Genomic DNA, 15,521 nt, shown 5'->3' on the forward strand with positions numbered 1-15,521 from the left:
GTTTACCCCCGTTCCACATACCGCTCGAAATCCCCCCGGAAATACTTCAAAGCGCTCTGCAAAGGCTCCGCCGCCCCCGGTGCCAAGGCGCAGAAAGTATTCCCCGGTCCCATGAACCGCGCCAATTTCGCCAACTGGTCCAAATCCTCGGGCCGACCCCGCCCTTCGACCAAATCCTCCAGAATCCGCGCCACCCATGGCAGGCCATCGCGGCAGGGCGTACACCAACCGCAGGATTCCTGGGCGAAGAAGCGCTCCAGGTTCAACACCATCCGCACCGGGCAGGTGCGGTCGTCCAGGACGATCATGGTGCCGGTACCCATGCGGCTACCCGCCTTTTGGATGGTCTCGTAATCCATGGCGAGGTCCAGGTGTTCCGGCAGCAAAAAATCGGTGGACGCCCCGCCGGGCAGGAAGCCCCGCAGCCGATAGCCCGGTTTCATGCCGCCCGCGTGTTCTTCCAAAATCTCGCGGATCGGCGTGCCCATCGGCAATTCCCAGAGGCCCGGACGGTTGACCCGGCCACTCGCGCCATAAAGCTTGGTGCCCGCGTCCTGGCTGCGGCTCAAGCCCTTGTACCACGCCGCGCCTTGGGCCACGATGCCCGGCACATTGCACAGGGTTTCCACATTGTTGACCACGGTGGGCTTGCCCCATAGCCCCGCGATTTGCGGGAACGGCGGCTTGGTGCGGGGATTGGCGCGTTTGCCTTCGAGGGCGTTGAGGAGGGCGGTTTCCTCGCCGCAGATATAGCGCCCGGCGCTGGTGTGGAGGTGTATTCCCAAGCTGAATTCCGAACCCAGGATATTCCGGCCCAGCAATCCGGCGGCGCGGGCTTCGGCCAGGGCGTGTTCCAGACGGCGGGCGGCTTCGATGTATTCGCCGCGCAGGAAGATATAGGCGGTGTCGGCCCCGACCGCATAGGCCGCGAGCGCCGCGCCTTCGAGCAAAAGATGCGGGTCGCCTTCCAGCAAACGCCGGTCCTTGAAGGTGCCCGGCTCCATTTCGTCGGCGTTGACCACCACGTATTTCTGGCCCGGCGTCTGGGGAATCAAGCTCCATTTGACCCCGGTGGGAAAACCCGCGCCGCCCCGGCCTTTCAGTCCCGCGTCTTTGACCAGGGCCACGACTTGGGCGGGGGCCAGATCGCGGAGGGCTTTGCGCCAAGCTTCATAGCCGCCGGTGCTTTGGTATTCGGCCAGGGTGGCGGCGCTGCCGTCCGGCTTGAGGTTGCGGGTCAGGGGCTTATCCACGGTGTTGCTCCCGTGCCAGGATCGTGTCGAGCTTGGCGGCGTCCAGGTCGCCGTGCAGTTGCCCGCCCAGCATCAACACCGGGGCATGGTCGCAAGCCCCGAGGCAGACGATGGGCAGCAAGGTATAGCGGCCATCCTGGGTGGTTTCGCCCAAGCCGATGCCCAGCCGCTTGCAAAGATGCGCCCGCACTTCGTCCGCGCCCAGCAGCCAGCAACTCACGCTGTCGCAATAATGGACGACCTTGCGGCCCACGGGTTTCCGGTAGATCAGGTTGTAGAAGGTGGCGACGCCTTCCAATTCGGCGATGGGCATGCCCAGCAAATCGGCCACGGCGGCTAGGGCTTCGTCGGAAACCCAGCGGCGATGGTGCTGGACGATCTTGAGGGCTTCGATGCTGGCGGCGGCGGGGTCGGGATAATGGGTGAGGGCCGCTTGAATTTCAGCGGTTTCCTCGGGGTCGAGGCCGGTATCGGTGTTCATCGTGGATGCCTCCGTGTTGCCAGTCATCGCCGCGCCTATCGATCCACATCCGCCATCACGAAATCGATGCTCCCCAAAATCGCGATCAAATCCGCGATCATCAAGCCTTTCGCCATGAGGGGGATCATCTGCAAATGAGGGAAGGACGGCGTGCGGATGCGGGTCCGGTACGACATCGACCCGCCATCGCTGACCAGGGAATACCGGTTCAAACCCTTGGTGGCTTCCACGCAGGCCGAGGTTTCCCCGGCGGGCATCACCGGCCCCCAACTCACGTTGAGGAAATGCTGGATCAGGGTTTCGATATCGTGCAGCGTGCGCGGTTTGGGGGGCGGCGTGGTCAGGGGATGCTCGGCCTTGTAGGGACCGGAAGGCATGTTCGCCACGCATTGCCGGAGGATGCGGACGCTCTGCCGCATCTCTTCCACCCGCACCCGGCAACGGTCGTAGCAATCGCCGTTATGGCCGGTCGGCACCTCGAACTCGAAATTTTCATAGCCCGAATAAGGCCGCGCCTTGCGGTAATCGAACGCCAGTCCCGTGGCCCTAAGGCCCGGCCCGGTCGCGCCCCAGTCCAGGGCTTGCGCGGTGGTGTAAGCCCCGATGCCGACGGTGCGGCCTTTGAGGATGCTATTGCCCATGACCATCTTGTCGTACTGGTCCAGCCGCTTGGGGAAATAGTCGCAGAATTCGGCGAGTTTCTTATCCCAGCCCACGGGCAAATCCAGCGCCGTCCCGCCGATGCGGAAAAAGCTGGAATGCATCCGCGCCCCGCTGATGCCTTCGATGATCTCGAACACCTTCTCCCGGTCCACGAACATATAGAAGATCGGCGACAACTGCCCGACATCCTGGGCGAAGGTGCCATAGAACAGCAGATGGTTGGCGATGCGGTGGAGTTCGGACAGCAATACCCGGAGGGTCTGGGCGCGTTCGGGGACTTCGATGCCGGCCAGGGTTTCCAGGGCCATGACATAGGGCAGGTTGTTCAAGGAGCCGCCGAGATAATCCACCCGGTCGGTGTAGGGGATGTAGGAATGCCAGGATTGGCGCTCGCCCATCTTCTCGGCCCCGCGGTGGTGGTAGCCGATATCGGGCACGGCATCGACGATTTCCTCGCCGTCCAATTGCAAGGCGACGCGGAATACCCCATGCACGCTGGGATGGTTCGGCCCGAGGTTCAGAAATAGGAAATCGTTGTGTTCGCCGTGGCGCTTCATGCCCCATTGTTCGGGGACGAAGCGCAGGGCGGCTTGTTCGGATTCTTCCTTCTGCGGCGGCAGGGTGTAGGGTTCCAACTCGGTGGCGCGGGCGGGATGGTCTTTCCGCAGGGGATGGCCGTTCCAGGTCGGCGGCATCAGGATACGCCGCAGGTTGGGATGGCCCTCGAAGCGGATGCCGAATAGATCGTAGGCTTCCCGCTCGTACCAATTGGCGTTGGGATAGACCGGGGTGATGCTGGGCGCGGTGGGCTTGTCGGCGGGCAGGGCCAGCTTCAGGCGCACATCCTGGTTGCGGCCTATCGAGAATAGGTGGTAGACCACGGTAAAGGCGCTGTCGGGTTGGTCTGTGCGGTGCTGGCGCTGGCGCTCGTCGATGGCGTAGAGGTCGAACAGCATGGAGAAGGGCCGGTCGATTCCGTGCTTGAGGTGGCCGACGATCTCCAAGAGGCGTTCTCTCGCTAGCCACAGCGTGGCGATGCCGTCGGCGGCGGCCTGGCGGACGAAGCTGTCCGCGCCGTAGCGCTGTTCGAGTTCGGTAATGAGCGGGCTGCTGTCCATCGCTGTCCTGCTAATCCATCGAATCCGGTTCCCTGAGCAACGTGGCCCGCATCCGCTCCGGCGTCTTCAAATCACGGAAACCGGGCAGATTCGTTTTGTCCTGGATGCCGCCGGGACCGACCACCTTGCCCAAGGGCCGCCGCTCCTGGCCGATGGCCTGTTGCAGCAAGAGCAAACCTTCCAACAAGGCATCGGGCCGGGGCGGACACCCCGGCACATACACATCCACCGGCAGGAATTTATCCACCCCCTGCACCACGCTGTAGATATCGTACATGCCGCCGGAATTGGCGCAGGAACCCATCGAAATCACCCAGCGCGGTTCCAGCAATTGCTCGTACAAGAGTTGGATCACCGGGGCCATCTTCATGAACACCGTGCCTGAAATCACGATCAGATCGGCCTGCCTGGGACTGGCGCGGATGACTTCCGAACCGAAGCGGGCGATGTCGTAGCGCGGGGTGAAGGCGGTCGCCATTTCGACATAACAGCACGACAGCCCGAAATTGAACGGCCACACCGAATGGGCGCGGCCCCAGGCGATCATATCGTCCAGCTTCGCCAACAGCAGGTTGCGGCGGAAGATGTCCTCGTTGACCCGTTCGCCAGGGGTGGGCGCGGGGTCGGCATCGGCGGGAGTGAGGCTCCAGCGCATGGCGGTGGCTCCTTCAGTGCTTGAAATAGGCGTCTTGGCTGCGTTGCCGCCGGGTGCGCCAATCCAGCGCACCCGAGCGGCAGAGATAGAACAGCGCGACCAGCAGGACCAGGATGAAGGTCAGCATCTCGACATAGCCCGGCCAGCCCGCTTCCCGGAAGGCCACGGCCCAGGCGTAGATGAAGATGGCTTCGAGGTCGAAGATGACGAAGAACAGGGCGACGGGGTAGTACTGCACGGCCAGCCGCACATGGATATCGCCGACCGGCACCACGCCGGATTCGAAGGGGCTGCCGGTATAACGTCCCGGCGGGCGCTGGCTGGACAAGAAGCGGGGCAGGACCAGCATCGCCGCCACCACGGCCAGCGCGGCGGCGGCATAGGCGATCAGCGGCCAGAGTTGGGAGACCTGTACGAAATCGTCCATCGCGAGGCTCCGTGGGATGGCCCGGTCGGGCCGGTGGACCCAAGCCTAACGGAAATCCCCGGCGCTGCAAAGCGGGTGGAGTTGCGGAGGGGCGCGGCGACCGGGCTTTGGATTCCAGGCGCGTCCGGCTTATCCCGCCAACGCCGCCTGCCCATGCCAATACGGCAAGGACAGCATCGCCCCCAGCGTCGTCAGCAACACCGCCAAGGCATAGAACGCCGTGTCCAGCCGGTAGCGGTCGCAATAGACCACGCCCAGCAACATGCTGGGCATGGCCGATTCCAAGACCAGGGCTTGGTAGGTCCCGCCCTGGAAATCCAGCCACCGCCCCAGCCACAGCCCGCACAAGGGCATCGCCATCAGCTTCAGGGCCATGACCAGCGCCGCCGTGGGCAGGTTGCGCGGATTCCAGGCATCCCAACGCAAACCCAGCCCCAAGGCCAGCAGCATCAAGGGCACGACCGGGGACGCCAGCAATTGCAGCGGGCGGGCCAGCCAAGTGGGTTCGGCCACGCCGTAGGCATCGAGTCCCACCGCCAGCAGCGCCGCCCACAGCGGCGGATTCACCAGCAGGGGCCGCAACAGCCCCTCGCCCTGGGTTTCCGCCGTGCCGTAATGGCGGGCGATCAACGCGCCCAGGCCCAACAGCAAGGGCGTGTTGGCGAATAGGTCGAGCTGGATGGCGACGGCCCGCGCCCAGGGACCGAAGATATGTTCCAGCACCGGCAGGCCCATATAGGTCACGTTGGCGAAGGCCACGGCCAGGATGGCCGCGCCGCGCCGCCGGGGCTGGACCCGCAACAAGGTGAACAACAGCCAAGCCGCCACGACGCCCGCCAGCACCGTCCCCAGGCCGAACAGGGCGATGCCCAGCGTTTGTCGCCCCAGATCGGCTTGCCATAGCACCGTCAGCACCAAGGCGGGCAGCGAGAAATTGAAGACCAGGGTGGTCAACACCCGCCGGGCCAGGTCGGCATCCACGCCGCCCGGCCTTATAATGCGCCACGCCGCGCCGCAGAGGATCAACGCGCCCATCTGCATCAGCACCTCGACCATCGCCGTCCCTCTTGATTGAACCGGGCGGCTATTCTAGCAAGCGGGGTGCCAGGGCTGCCGGCCCCACCGCTCAACCCTCAGACTCAGGAACGACCATGACCGAATTGCTTTCCCAGAAAAACATCCCCCCCCACGAACGCCTCATCATGGCCCTGGACGTGCCCGGCGTGGACGAGGCCAAGGCGCTGGTGGAGACCTTGGGCGATGCCGTGCATTTCTACAAGATCGGCCTGGAATTGTTCATGGCCGGCGATTATTTCGGGCTGGTCGAATGGTTGAAGGGCCGGGGCAAGCGGGTGTTCGCCGACCTCAAGTTCTTCGACGTGCCGGAAACCGTGGGCCGGGCGGTGAAGGCCTTGAGCCAGCACGGGGTGGATTTCGCCACCGTCCACGGCAACGACGCCATCATGCAAGCCGCCGCCCAGAACAAGGGCGAGGTGAAGGTGCTGGCCGTCACCGTGCTGACCAGCCTGGACCAGGGCGATATGGACGACCTGGGATTCTCCTGCGATGTGCAGCAATTGGTGTTGTCCCGCGCCCGCCGGGCCTTGGCCTTGGGCTGCGACGGGGTGATCTCCTCCGGCCTGGAAGTACCCGCCCTGCGCCGCGAGGTGGACCATAAATTACTGGTGGTGTCCCCCGGCATCCGCCCGGTGGAGAACCGCCCCGCCGACGATCAGAAGCGGGTGGTGACGGTGGAGCAAGCCTTCCAGAACGGGGCGGATTACATCGTGGTGGGCCGCCCCATCCGCGACGCGGCGGACCCGAGGGAGGCCGCGCTGCGGGCGCAAGCCCAGATCGCGGCGGTGTTCGGCGCGGCCTGAGGGACGGGCCATGCGGGCACTGTGGCTGGAAGAACAACGGCTGTCCCTGCGCGAAGCACTGCCCGAGCCTTGTCCCCGTGCGGGCGAGGCCGTGGTGCGGGTCCGCCTCGCCGGGATTTGCGGCACCGATTTGGAACTGGTGCGCGGCTATTACCCCTACACCGGCATTCCCGGCCATGAATTCGTCGGCGAGGTGGTGCAAGCCGACGATCCCGGCCTCGTGGGGCGGCGCGTGGTCGGCGAGATCAACGCCGTTTGCGGTGAGTGCGAAAACTGCCGGGCCGGACGCCGCAGCCATTGCGAGCGCCGCGATGTGCTGGGCATCCGGGGCCGTCATGGCGCGTGCGCCGAATATCTCGCCCTGCCCGTTCAAAACCTCCATCCCGTGCCGGATAGCGTCCCGGACGAGGCGGCGGTGTTCATGGAACCCTTGGCGGCGGCGTTGCAAATCCAAACCCAGGTCGCGGTGAACCCGGACAGCCGGGTGCTATTGGTCGGGGCCGGGCGCTTGGGCCAGTTGATCGCCCAGACCTTGGCCCTGACCGGCTGCGATCTGCAAGTGGTGGCCCGCCATCCCCAGCAATGCCGGTTATTGGCCGGACGCGGTATTCCCACCGTCGAGGCCGCAAACCTGGCGGAACGGCGGTTCGATCTGGTGGTCGAGGCCACGGGTTCGCCGTCCGGTTTCGAGTTGGCCCTGAAGGCCGTGCGTCCGCGTGGCACCCTGGTGTTGAAATCGACCTATCGTGGCGAAATCAGCGTCAATTTTTCCGCGCTGGTGGTGGATGAAATCAGTGTGGTGGGTTCGCGCTGTGGACCGTTCGGCGCGGCCTTGCGCTGCTTGGAACGGAGACTGGTCGATCCCACCGGCTTGATCGAGGCCGAATACCCCCTGGCGCGGGGGCTGGAAGCCTTCGCGGCGGCGGGGCAGCCGGGGGCGTTGAAATACTTGTTGCGGCCCTGAGCCGCGCCCGTTATGGATTATTACAGCCTGAATCCCGCCACCGGCGTTTTGCTCCACACCCGCCCGGCCTGGACCGACGCCGAACTCGACGCCGCCCTGGCTCAAACCGCCGAGGCCGCGCCCGCGTGGCGGAATACCCCGCTGCCACAACGCGCCGCCATCCTGCGCCGCGCCGCCGCCTTATTGCGCGAACGGCCCGATGCCTACGCCAGCCTCATCGTCCTGGAAATGGGCAAGCCCATCCACCAAGCCCGCGAGGAAATCGAAAAATGCGCCCTGGCCTGCGACTTCTACGCCGACCACGCCGCCCGCTGGTTGGAAGACGAAGCCATCGCCACCGAGGCCCGCGCCAGCTACGCCGCCTATGAGCCTATGGGCACGGTGTTGGCGGTGATGCCCTGGAACTTCCCGTTCTGGCAGGTGTTCCGTTGCGCCGCCCCGATCCTGGTGGCGGGCAATTGCGCTTTGTTGAAACACGCGCCCAACGTCCCCCAATGCGCCGCCGCCATCGACGAGCTATGGCGGGAAGCCGGGTTGCCGCCCGGCGTATTCCGCTGGCTGCCCATCACCCACGCCCAGGCGGAAGCCTTGATCGCCGGGCCGCGGGTGCAGGCGGTCACGCTGACCGGCAGCGAAAAGGCCGGCCACCGCATCGCCGCCTTGGCGGGCGCGGCCCTCAAGAAAACCGTGCTGGAACTCGGCGGTTCCGATCCCTTCGTGGTGTTGGAAGATGCCGATATGGCGGAGGCGGTCGCCGCGGCGGTGACGGCGCGGTTCCAGAACGCGGGCCAAAGCTGCATCGCCGCCAAGCGCTTCATCTTGGTGGAGGCCATCGCCGACGAGTTCCTGGAACGGTTCCGTGCCGGGGTCGCGGCCTTGGCCGTGGGCGATCCGCTGCGGGAAACCACCCAGGTCGGCCCCTTGGCCCGCGCCGATTTGCGCGGGGGCTTGCAGGCCCAGGTGGAAGCCTCGATCCGGCTCGGGGCCGTGCCGGTGTTGGGGTGCGCGCCTCTGGCGGGGCCAGGGTTTTTCTATGCGCCCTCGATCCTGGACCGGGTATGGCCCGGAATGCCCGCCTATGACGAGGAGGTGTTCGGTCCGGTCGCGGCTATCGTGCGGGCCGGGGACGCGGCGGAAGCCTTGGCGCTCGCCAACCGCCACCGCTACGGGCTGGGGGCTTCGGTATGGACGCGGGAGCGGGAACGGGGCGAACGCTTCGCCCGCGGCTTGGAATGCGGACTGGCCTTCGTCAATGGCGGGGTGCGGAGCGACCCGCGGTTGCCGTTCGGCGGGGTCAAGGCTTCGGGCTATGGGCGCGAACTCGGCGGGTTCGGGCTGCGCGAGTTCGTCAATGTCAAGACGGTGTGGGTGGATTGACGGTGAGCAACGGGGAACGGCGGTCCGCTCCCCGTCGGCTGGACTTCAGCCCCGCTTGCGGCCACGCCATTTGACGAAGGCCAGGGCGCCGGCTCCTAACGCCCACAGGCTCAAGGTCTCAGGCTCCGGGACCGGCGCTGCGGAAGCGATCTGGGAGATCAGCATCAGGGACACAATGCCGATGGCTTTGGAAAAAATGTTGTTGTTCATAGGGCTTCTCCTGTGGAATGGAAAAAGGGGATGGCATCGATACCATCGCCAAAGATTGTATTAAAAACAAGGCCCTACTGCAACCCCGGCGCTACGGATGGGGGGCCGCACCGGGTGGGCCCATCGGTCCCGCCCGGCGCTTAGGCCGGGCCGGAACCGCGCACGGCTTCCCGGTACACCGCGAATAGCCGTTCCCGCACCTCGTCCCAGGCATATCGCCGCACCGCAGCCAAGCCCGCCTCCCGCAGGCGTCCGTACAATTCCGCGTCTTCGAGCAGGCGGACGGCGGCGGCCGCCATGGCTTCGGCGTCGCCGGGCTTGACCAGCAGGGCGGTGGTTCCGTCCTCGACCAGATGGGGAATCCCGCCGACATCGGTGCTGACCACCGGCACCCCGGAAGCCAGCGCTTCCAGGATCGAGATCGGCATGTTGTCGGCCAGGCTGGGATTGAGCATGAGCCGGGCGTCCCGGTAGAGTTCGGCCATGCGCTCGTTGTCCAGGCGGCCGGTGAACCGCGTGGCCGGGGCGATGCCCAGTTCTTCCGCCAGCCGCCGCAGTGTTTCCAGGCGGGGACCGGAACCGGCCACGCTCAGCCGCGCCCTGGGGAAGCGTTCCCGCAGCCGGGCGAAGGCCCGCAGGGCGGTGGGGATGTCGTAGATATCCTCCAGGTTCCGCGCCACCACCACCTCGGGGGCGGCGTCCCCGGCACCCGCGCCGGTGGCCGGGGAGAAGCGCGATAGGTCGATGATATTGGGCACGATGCGGGGCGCGAAACCCCGGCGGCGGAACACCCCGTCCAGGAAGCCCGAAGGCACGGCGATCACGGTGGCCCGCCGCAGGGTCGGGCGCACCCAGGCGAAGGCGCGGGCGAAAAACTCCTCCGCCTCGCCGCCCCGGTAATTGACCACCACCGGTACGCCGCGCAGCCGGGCGATCCAGACGGCGGGCGCGGCGAACAAATGCCAGGACCAGCCGGAATTCGCCATCACATGCATCAACCGGCAACGCCCGGCGGCATTCCACAATTCCCTAAGGTATGGCAACAGGCGGAATAGCGCCCGCACGCCTTTCAGCCGCCCGGCCCAGGCGGGGCGGTAGGGCGCGTTGACCCGCACCACCACGACTTCGATCCCGGCTTCGGTCAAAAGGCGGGCCAGTTGCCGGGTTTGGTTGGCCATCCCGCCCGAGGGTGGCGGCAGCGGTCCCACCAAGGCCAGGGTGGCGAGGGGTGGGTTCATAGTCCGCTCCCGCCAGCCTTGGCCGAGAACCATAGCTCCAACATCATCAAAATCCAGATCAATTCGCCGTAATAACCGGCGTGCCCCGATTGGTGCATCTGGATCGCCTCATCCAGGAACGAAGGCCGGAAATAGGGCCGGTCCTTGAGTTTCAGTACGTTGTCGTAGGCCAGTTCGCGCAGGGGCGGGTGTTCCTTGAGCCAGACGCCGAAGGGCAGGCCGAAGCCGTGCTTGGGTTTGTCGAGGATGGCCGGGGGCAGGAAGTCGGCCATGGCCCGCTTATAGAACCAGCGCAGTTTGCCCAGCCTGAGTTTCATGCCAGAGGGCACCCGGCAGGACAGTTCGACCACGGCGTCGTCCAGCATGGGATAGGCCACCGCCACCCCGGCCAACTCGCACATCTTGTTCACTTTCACCAGGTCGTTGTCGTGCAGGGTGGTTTTCCAATCCAGATACAGCATCCGGTTCAGCGCCGAAGCCCCCGCCGGGCGCTGATAGCTCGCGCGTTGGATTTCCAGCGGCGCGTCGCCATCGACCTGGGCCAGGAAATCGGCGGCGAACACCGCGTCCAGTTTGATCCGGTGCAGGAAGTTGTAATCGTGCAGGCGGTCGGGCAGCGGGGTCTTGGCCTGTTCGAGGTAGCGGACGAGCTTGCGCAAGGGGAAGGTGCCGGCCAGCGATTCCGGCAGCGCCCTGAACGCGGTTTCGATACCGCCGCGCACCGCGCCCGGCAAAGCCAGATAGGGCTGGAACAGCAGTTGTGTGGCATAGCGGGTGTTCCCGGCGAACAACTCGTCGCCGCCATCGCCGCCCAGCAATAAATCCATTCCGTGCGCCTTCGCCAGCTTGGCGCAGAAATAGGTGGGCAGGGCCGAGGAATTGCCGAAGGGTTCGTCGTAGGCGGCGGCGATCTTGGGGATGGCGGCGACGGCGTCGTCGGGGCCGAGGTAATACTCGTGCGCTTGGGTCTGGAAATGGGCGGCGGCGATGCGGGCGTAGGCCATCTCGTCGTAGCCCTCGACCGGGAAGCCCATGGAGAAGGTCGGGGCCGCGCCCGGCCTCGCCCGCGCCAAGGCGCCGGCCACGGTGGAGCTATCCAAGCCACCGCTCAGGAACGCGCCGACCTTGCGCCCGTCCGCGCCGAACCGGGCCACCGCTCCGAACAGCCCTTCGCGCAGGGCTTGCGCCAGTTCGGCCAGGGGCGCGGCGGTTTCGTTGAATCGGGGCTGCCAATAGCGCCGGACCTGGATTTCCCCGGCTTGGAACAGCAGCAGTTCCGCGCCGTCCAGCTTGCGGAGGTGTTTATAGATGGAACCGGGGCTGGGGCAGTGGTGGGAATAGACATAGTCGAACACCGCCTGCGGATCGATTTCCCCGCCCACGCCGGGATGGGCGCGGACGGCATCGGCGCTGGTGCCGAACACCAAGCCGGTGGCGGTGCGGGCGTAGAACAAATGGCGCTGGCCGATGCGGTCCAGGGCCAGGAGGGTGCGCTGTTGGGCCGGGTCGATCACCGCCAGGACGAACGCGCCCGCGAGTTCCCGCGCCAGGTCCGCGCCGTGGCGGCGGTAGGCCGCGGCCAGGGCGGCGGCGGGGCCGAGTTCCGCCGCGAGTTGGGCGAGTTCCGGGCTTTTCCACTGTGGATGGCCGATGAGCGCGGCCAGCAGGCCGTCGGCTTCCCGCCGCGCATCGCCGCCCCAGGCGGCGCAAAGGCCGGAGCCTTCCCGCGCCGAAGACCGGGGCAACGGGAACGGGGCGTCCCGTTCCACCCGGTCCAACAACGCCGCGGCTTCCGCCGGGTCCAGGGCCGGGTCGTGACAGCCGAACAATAAAGCCATGTGCATCCCCTTGGTTGCTGGTGCGGTGGAAATGGGCGGGGATTGTAGCGGGTTGGGGTTTGGGGCGGGTAGGTGGCGGGTTCGGCTTTGCCGGATATTCAAGGATGGGCCGGGCGCTTGCGCGGCGAAGGCATGTCGGGTACGGCGCGGCGTGTAGCCCGGATGGCGTGGACGGAATCCGGGAGCCCGGCGCTCCGTCCAAGCTCCCGGGTTCCACGGTGTTTCATCCGGGCTACGCGGAGTACATCGCCGCTAGACGGCGGTGAGGGCGTTATTCAGCAGGAGATGCGCCGCCCCGTTGTCGAACACATGGTAGGCGACGCCCACCAAGGTCACATCGGCCTTCTGGACCCAGCCGCCGTCGGAGAAGTGGTAATGATCCCCGGCGTTGCCGGTCACTCGCAGGGTGTTGCCGGTGTCGCTGAGGGCCAGCATGTCCCGCTTGGTGAATGTGAGGGTATTGTTGCCGCTGCCGGTCAGGTCGATGCTTTCGAGGCCGTCCAGGTGGTTGCGGAATTTCGCCAAATCGAGGTTCAGGCCGGAACCCGTCAGGGCCAGGGTGTCGGTGCCGCTGCCGCCGTCGATCTTCTGGAAACCCAAATCCGGCACCTTGATGAGATCGTTGCCCTGCCCGCCGTAGAACACATCCTTGCCGCCGCCGCCGGTCAGGGTGTCGTTGCCCTGGCCCGCGACGAAGCGCTCGGCGGCGCTGGTGCCGGTCAGGGTGTCGGCGTTGGCGGTGCCGAGTTTGGTCACGGCCCCGGTGAAGTTGCCGCCGTAGAGGATGTAGCTGGAACCCGAATAAGACCCGTGCGGGTCGGCCCCCCCAGCCCCGACGATGAGGTCGGCGTAGCCATCGCCATTGACATCGCCCGCCGCGCTGACCGACAAGCCCGACTGGTCATCCGCCGCCGCGCCGTCCAGCCGGAAGCCATTGGTTCCGTTGAGCGTGGACAGGTCCAGGCTGGCCGCGAACCCCGACGCCTTGCCGAACACCACGTAGCTGGAACCCGACTTAGACCCGTGCGGGTCGGCCCCATCGGCCCCGACGATGAGGTCGGCGTAGCCATCGCCATTGACATCGCCCGCCGCGCTGACCGACAAGCCCGACTGGTCATCCGCCGCCGCGCCGTCCAGCCGGAAGCCATTGGTTCCGTTGAGCGTGGACAGGTCCAGGCTGGCCGCGAACCCCGACGCCTTGCCGAACACCACATAGCTGGAACCCGAATAAGACCCGTGCGGCTCGGCCCCATCGGCCCCGACGATGAGGTCGGCGTAGCCATCGCCATTGACATCGCCCGCCGCGCTGACCGACGAGCCCGAACTGTCATACGCCGCGCCGTCCAGCCGGAAGCCATTGGTTCCGTTGAGCGTGGACAGGTCCAGGCTGGCCGCGAACCCCGACGCCTTGCCGAACACCACGTAGCTGGAACCTGAATAAGACCCGTGCGGGTCGGCCCCAAAGGCCCCGACGATGAGGTCGGCGTAGCCATCGCCATTGACATCGCCCGCCGCGCTGACCGACGAGCCCGACTGGTCATCCGCCGCCGCGCCGTCCAGCCGGAAGCCATTGGTTCCGTTGAGCGTGGACAGGTCCAGGCTGGCCGCGAACCCCGACGCCTTGCCGAACACCACATAGCTGGAACCCGAATAAGACCCGTGCGACTCGGCCCCCCAAGCCCCGACGATCAGGTCGGCGTAGCCATCGCCATTGACATCGCCCGTCGCGCTGATCGAAAAGCCCGACCAGTCATCCGCCGCCGCGCCGTCCAGCCGGAAGCCATTGGTTCCGTTGAGCGTGGACAGGTCCAGGCTGGCCGCGAACCCCGACGCCTTGCCGAACACCACGTAGCTGGAACCCGAATAAGACCCGTGCGGCTCGGCCCTAAAGGCCCCGACGATGAGGTCGGCGTAGCCATCGCCATTGACATCGCCCGCCGCGCTGATCGAAAAGCCCGACCAGTCATCCGCCGCCGCGCCGTCCAGCCGGAAGCCATTGGTCCCGTTGAGCGTGGACAGGTCCAGGCTGGCCGCGAACCCCGACACCTTGCCGAACACCACATAGCTGGAACCCGAATTAGACCCGTGCGGGTCAGCCCCGGCGGCCCCGACGATGAGGTCTGCGAAGCCATCGCTATTGACATCGCCCGCCGCGCTGACCGGATGACCCGAATAGTCATCCGCCGCCACGCCATCCAACCGGAAGCCGTTGGTGCCATTCAGGCTGGATAGCGCAACCACTCCGTTGATATGGAGCGCAACCCCACTATCCACCCACAGCGTGGCCCCGCCCTCGGTATAAACATGGTAGGTATGGCCGTTCGCGGTGGCGTCGGCGGCTTTGGTCCAGCCCCCGCCCGCGTTGACCACGCTGGCCGTCGTGCCATCCACGACCAGCTTGTCGCTGGTGCTGGAAAGCTTCAGCACCGCCGCCGCGGTGAGGTTGAGGGTATTGGCACCATTGAGATTGATGCCTTCCAGATTGTGGAGCTTCGATCCATGGGCGGTCAGGTCGAGCGTCAAGCCGGTCCCGCTCAACTTCAAGGTGTCGGTCCCGGTGCCGCCTTCCAGGTTTTGGAAGGCCAAGCTGGGGACGATCAAGGTATCATTGCCATCGCCACCATTGAGGTTATCCGCCCCGCCCAGGCCGTTCAGGACGTTGCCGAGGCTGTTGCCCACCAGCGTGTCGCCGAACACGCTGCCGATGAGGTTCTCGAAATTCAGCAGCGTGTCGGAACCGGAACCGCCCGTGGCCTGGGCCGTGGTCTTGCTCAGGTCCACCGTGATGGCGGCGGCGGCGTACTGGTAGGACACGGTGTCGTTGCCCGCGCCGCCATCCAGCGCGTTGTTCCCGGCGTTGGCGTAGATCGCATTGCCCAGGCTGTTGCCGGTGCCGTTGAGGTTGCCGCTGCCCGTCAGGATCAGGTTTTCGACCTTGGCGGGCAGGGTGTAGGTGGCGAGCGAGGAATTGACGGTGTCGATCTGGGTGGCGCTGGGGTTGGTCTCGACCACCTTGTCGCCGGCATTGTCCACCACGTATACGTCGTTGCCGTCGCCGCCCGTCATCGTGTCCGCGCCGCCGCGGCCATCGAGATAATCGGCCTGGGCGGTGCCGGTGAGCTTGTTGGCGGCGGCGTCGCTGGCGGTGCCGGAGGTGTCGTCGCCGATCAAGACCTTGCCGCCGCTGGCGAAGGTGAAATGGGCGCTGGCGACTTGATCCAGGGATACGCCAGTCAGCTTGACGGTCTTGCCGCCGTAGGTGATCCAGAGGTCCGCGCCGTTCTGGGCGAAGGTGCCCGCGGTCGCCGCCAGGGTGGCGCTATCGAAATTCAAGATATCCACGGCGGGATTGAAGGCCAGGGTTTGGTTTTGGGCCAAGGTGCCGAATTTATAGGTGGTCATGCGGTTGCCTGTGGG

General features: G+C 66.1%; 13 protein-coding genes. 3 read left to right on the plus strand and 10 right to left on the minus strand.

Features of this window, described 5'->3' with window-relative positions:
* Window positions 1-2: 2 nt before the first annotated feature.
* From nuoF to K5658_RS08755, 6 genes are all read right to left on the minus strand, one after another.
* Entirely contained in the window at window positions 3-1,253 is a 1,251-nt protein-coding gene (nuoF, locus tag K5658_RS08730) for an NADH-quinone oxidoreductase subunit NuoF (protein ID WP_221066553.1), read from the minus strand.
* On the minus strand, window positions 1,246-1,734 hold the full coding sequence (gene nuoE, locus K5658_RS08735) for an NADH-quinone oxidoreductase subunit NuoE (protein ID WP_221066554.1): 489 nt from the start codon (window positions 1,732-1,734) through the stop codon (window positions 1,246-1,248). Before nuoE ends, nuoF begins: the two co-directional genes overlap by 8 nt.
* A 35-nt stretch (window positions 1,735-1,769) precedes the next feature.
* Window positions 1,770-3,515, minus strand: a complete 1,746-nt coding sequence (gene nuoC / locus K5658_RS08740) for an NADH-quinone oxidoreductase subunit C/D (protein WP_221066555.1) — start codon at window positions 3,513-3,515, stop codon at window positions 1,770-1,772.
* A gap of 10 nt (window positions 3,516-3,525) precedes the next feature.
* The gene (locus K5658_RS08745) at window positions 3,526-4,170 is read right to left on the minus strand and encodes an NADH-quinone oxidoreductase subunit B (protein WP_221066556.1); all 645 of its coding nucleotides are present in this window, start codon (window positions 4,168-4,170) and stop codon (window positions 3,526-3,528) included.
* Between the two features lie 13 nt (window positions 4,171-4,183).
* A complete protein-coding gene (ndhC, locus tag K5658_RS08750; RefSeq protein ID WP_221066557.1) occupies window positions 4,184-4,597 on the minus strand; it encodes an NADH-quinone oxidoreductase subunit A in 414 nt (137 codons plus the stop codon).
* A 129-nt stretch (window positions 4,598-4,726) separates the two neighbouring features.
* Window positions 4,727-5,653 (minus strand): AEC family transporter, encoded by a 927-nt coding sequence (locus tag K5658_RS08755; protein ID WP_221066558.1) that lies wholly within the window; start codon window positions 5,651-5,653, stop codon window positions 4,727-4,729.
* Window positions 5,654-5,748: 95 nt separating this feature from the next.
* On the opposite strand from K5658_RS08755, the gene pyrF reads away from it, so the two are divergent.
* From pyrF to K5658_RS08770, 3 genes are read left to right on the plus strand one after another with little or no spacing between them, the layout of a single operon-like run.
* Window positions 5,749-6,477, plus strand: a complete 729-nt coding sequence (pyrF, locus tag K5658_RS08760; RefSeq protein WP_221066559.1) for an orotidine-5'-phosphate decarboxylase — start codon at window positions 5,749-5,751, stop codon at window positions 6,475-6,477.
* 10 nt (window positions 6,478-6,487) lie between these two features.
* Window positions 6,488-7,441, plus strand: a complete 954-nt coding sequence (locus K5658_RS08765; RefSeq protein WP_221066560.1) for an MDR/zinc-dependent alcohol dehydrogenase-like family protein — start codon at window positions 6,488-6,490, stop codon at window positions 7,439-7,441.
* A 12-nt stretch (window positions 7,442-7,453) separates the two neighbouring features.
* Window positions 7,454-8,818: an NAD-dependent succinate-semialdehyde dehydrogenase gene (locus tag K5658_RS08770; protein WP_221066561.1), complete on the plus strand. Its 1,365-nt coding sequence runs from the start codon at window positions 7,454-7,456 to the stop codon at window positions 8,816-8,818.
* A 45-nt stretch (window positions 8,819-8,863) separates the two neighbouring features.
* Here K5658_RS08770 and K5658_RS08775 read toward each other — a convergent pair whose 3' ends face one another.
* From K5658_RS08775 to K5658_RS08790, 4 genes are all read right to left on the minus strand, one after another.
* Window positions 8,864-9,028, minus strand: a complete 165-nt coding sequence (locus K5658_RS08775; protein WP_221066562.1) for a PEP-CTERM sorting domain-containing protein — start codon at window positions 9,026-9,028, stop codon at window positions 8,864-8,866.
* Window positions 9,029-9,168: 140 nt separating this feature from the next.
* Window positions 9,169-10,266 (minus strand): glycosyltransferase family 4 protein, encoded by a 1,098-nt coding sequence (locus tag K5658_RS08780; RefSeq protein ID WP_221066563.1) that lies wholly within the window; start codon window positions 10,264-10,266, stop codon window positions 9,169-9,171.
* The gene (locus K5658_RS08785; RefSeq protein WP_221066564.1) at window positions 10,263-12,104 is read right to left on the minus strand and encodes an asparagine synthetase B family protein; all 1,842 of its coding nucleotides are present in this window, start codon (window positions 12,102-12,104) and stop codon (window positions 10,263-10,265) included. Before K5658_RS08785 ends, K5658_RS08780 begins: the two co-directional genes overlap by 4 nt.
* Before the next feature lie 252 nt (window positions 12,105-12,356).
* Window positions 12,357-15,506, minus strand: coding sequence for a beta strand repeat-containing protein (locus K5658_RS08790; RefSeq protein ID WP_221066565.1), 3,150 nt, complete (start codon window positions 15,504-15,506; stop codon window positions 12,357-12,359).
* Window positions 15,507-15,521 lie beyond the last annotated feature (15 nt).

The sequence above is a fragment of the Methylomagnum ishizawai genome, assembly GCF_019670005.1.
GTDB lineage: Bacteria > Pseudomonadota > Gammaproteobacteria > Methylococcales > Methylococcaceae > Methylomagnum > Methylomagnum ishizawai.

What these genes read in the sequence shown, in the direction of transcription:
- pyrF (WP_221066559.1), top strand. Translation starts at nt 5,749, where the DNA reads ATGACCGAATTGCTTTCCCAGAAAAACATCCCCCCCCACGAACGCCTC.
- nuoC (WP_221066555.1), bottom strand. Translation starts at nt 3,515, where the DNA reads ATGGACAGCAGCCCGCTCATTACCGAACTCGAACAGCGCTACGGCGCG.
- K5658_RS08790 (WP_221066565.1), bottom strand. Translation starts at nt 15,506, where the DNA reads ATGACCACCTATAAATTCGGCACCTTGGCCCAAAACCAAACCCTGGCC.
- ndhC (WP_221066557.1), bottom strand. Translation starts at nt 4,597, where the DNA reads ATGGACGATTTCGTACAGGTCTCCCAACTCTGGCCGCTGATCGCCTAT.
- K5658_RS08775 (WP_221066562.1), bottom strand. Translation starts at nt 9,028, where the DNA reads ATGAACAACAACATTTTTTCCAAAGCCATCGGCATTGTGTCCCTGATG.
- K5658_RS08785 (WP_221066564.1), bottom strand. Translation starts at nt 12,104, where the DNA reads ATGGCTTTATTGTTCGGCTGTCACGACCCGGCCCTGGACCCGGCGGAA.
- K5658_RS08745 (WP_221066556.1), bottom strand. Translation starts at nt 4,170, where the DNA reads ATGCGCTGGAGCCTCACTCCCGCCGATGCCGACCCCGCGCCCACCCCT.
- K5658_RS08780 (WP_221066563.1), bottom strand. Translation starts at nt 10,266, where the DNA reads ATGAACCCACCCCTCGCCACCCTGGCCTTGGTGGGACCGCTGCCGCCA.
- K5658_RS08755 (WP_221066558.1), bottom strand. Translation starts at nt 5,653, where the DNA reads ATGGTCGAGGTGCTGATGCAGATGGGCGCGTTGATCCTCTGCGGCGCG.
- nuoE (WP_221066554.1), bottom strand. Translation starts at nt 1,734, where the DNA reads ATGAACACCGATACCGGCCTCGACCCCGAGGAAACCGCTGAAATTCAA.
- K5658_RS08765 (WP_221066560.1), top strand. Translation starts at nt 6,488, where the DNA reads ATGCGGGCACTGTGGCTGGAAGAACAACGGCTGTCCCTGCGCGAAGCA.
- K5658_RS08770 (WP_221066561.1), top strand. Translation starts at nt 7,454, where the DNA reads ATGGATTATTACAGCCTGAATCCCGCCACCGGCGTTTTGCTCCACACC.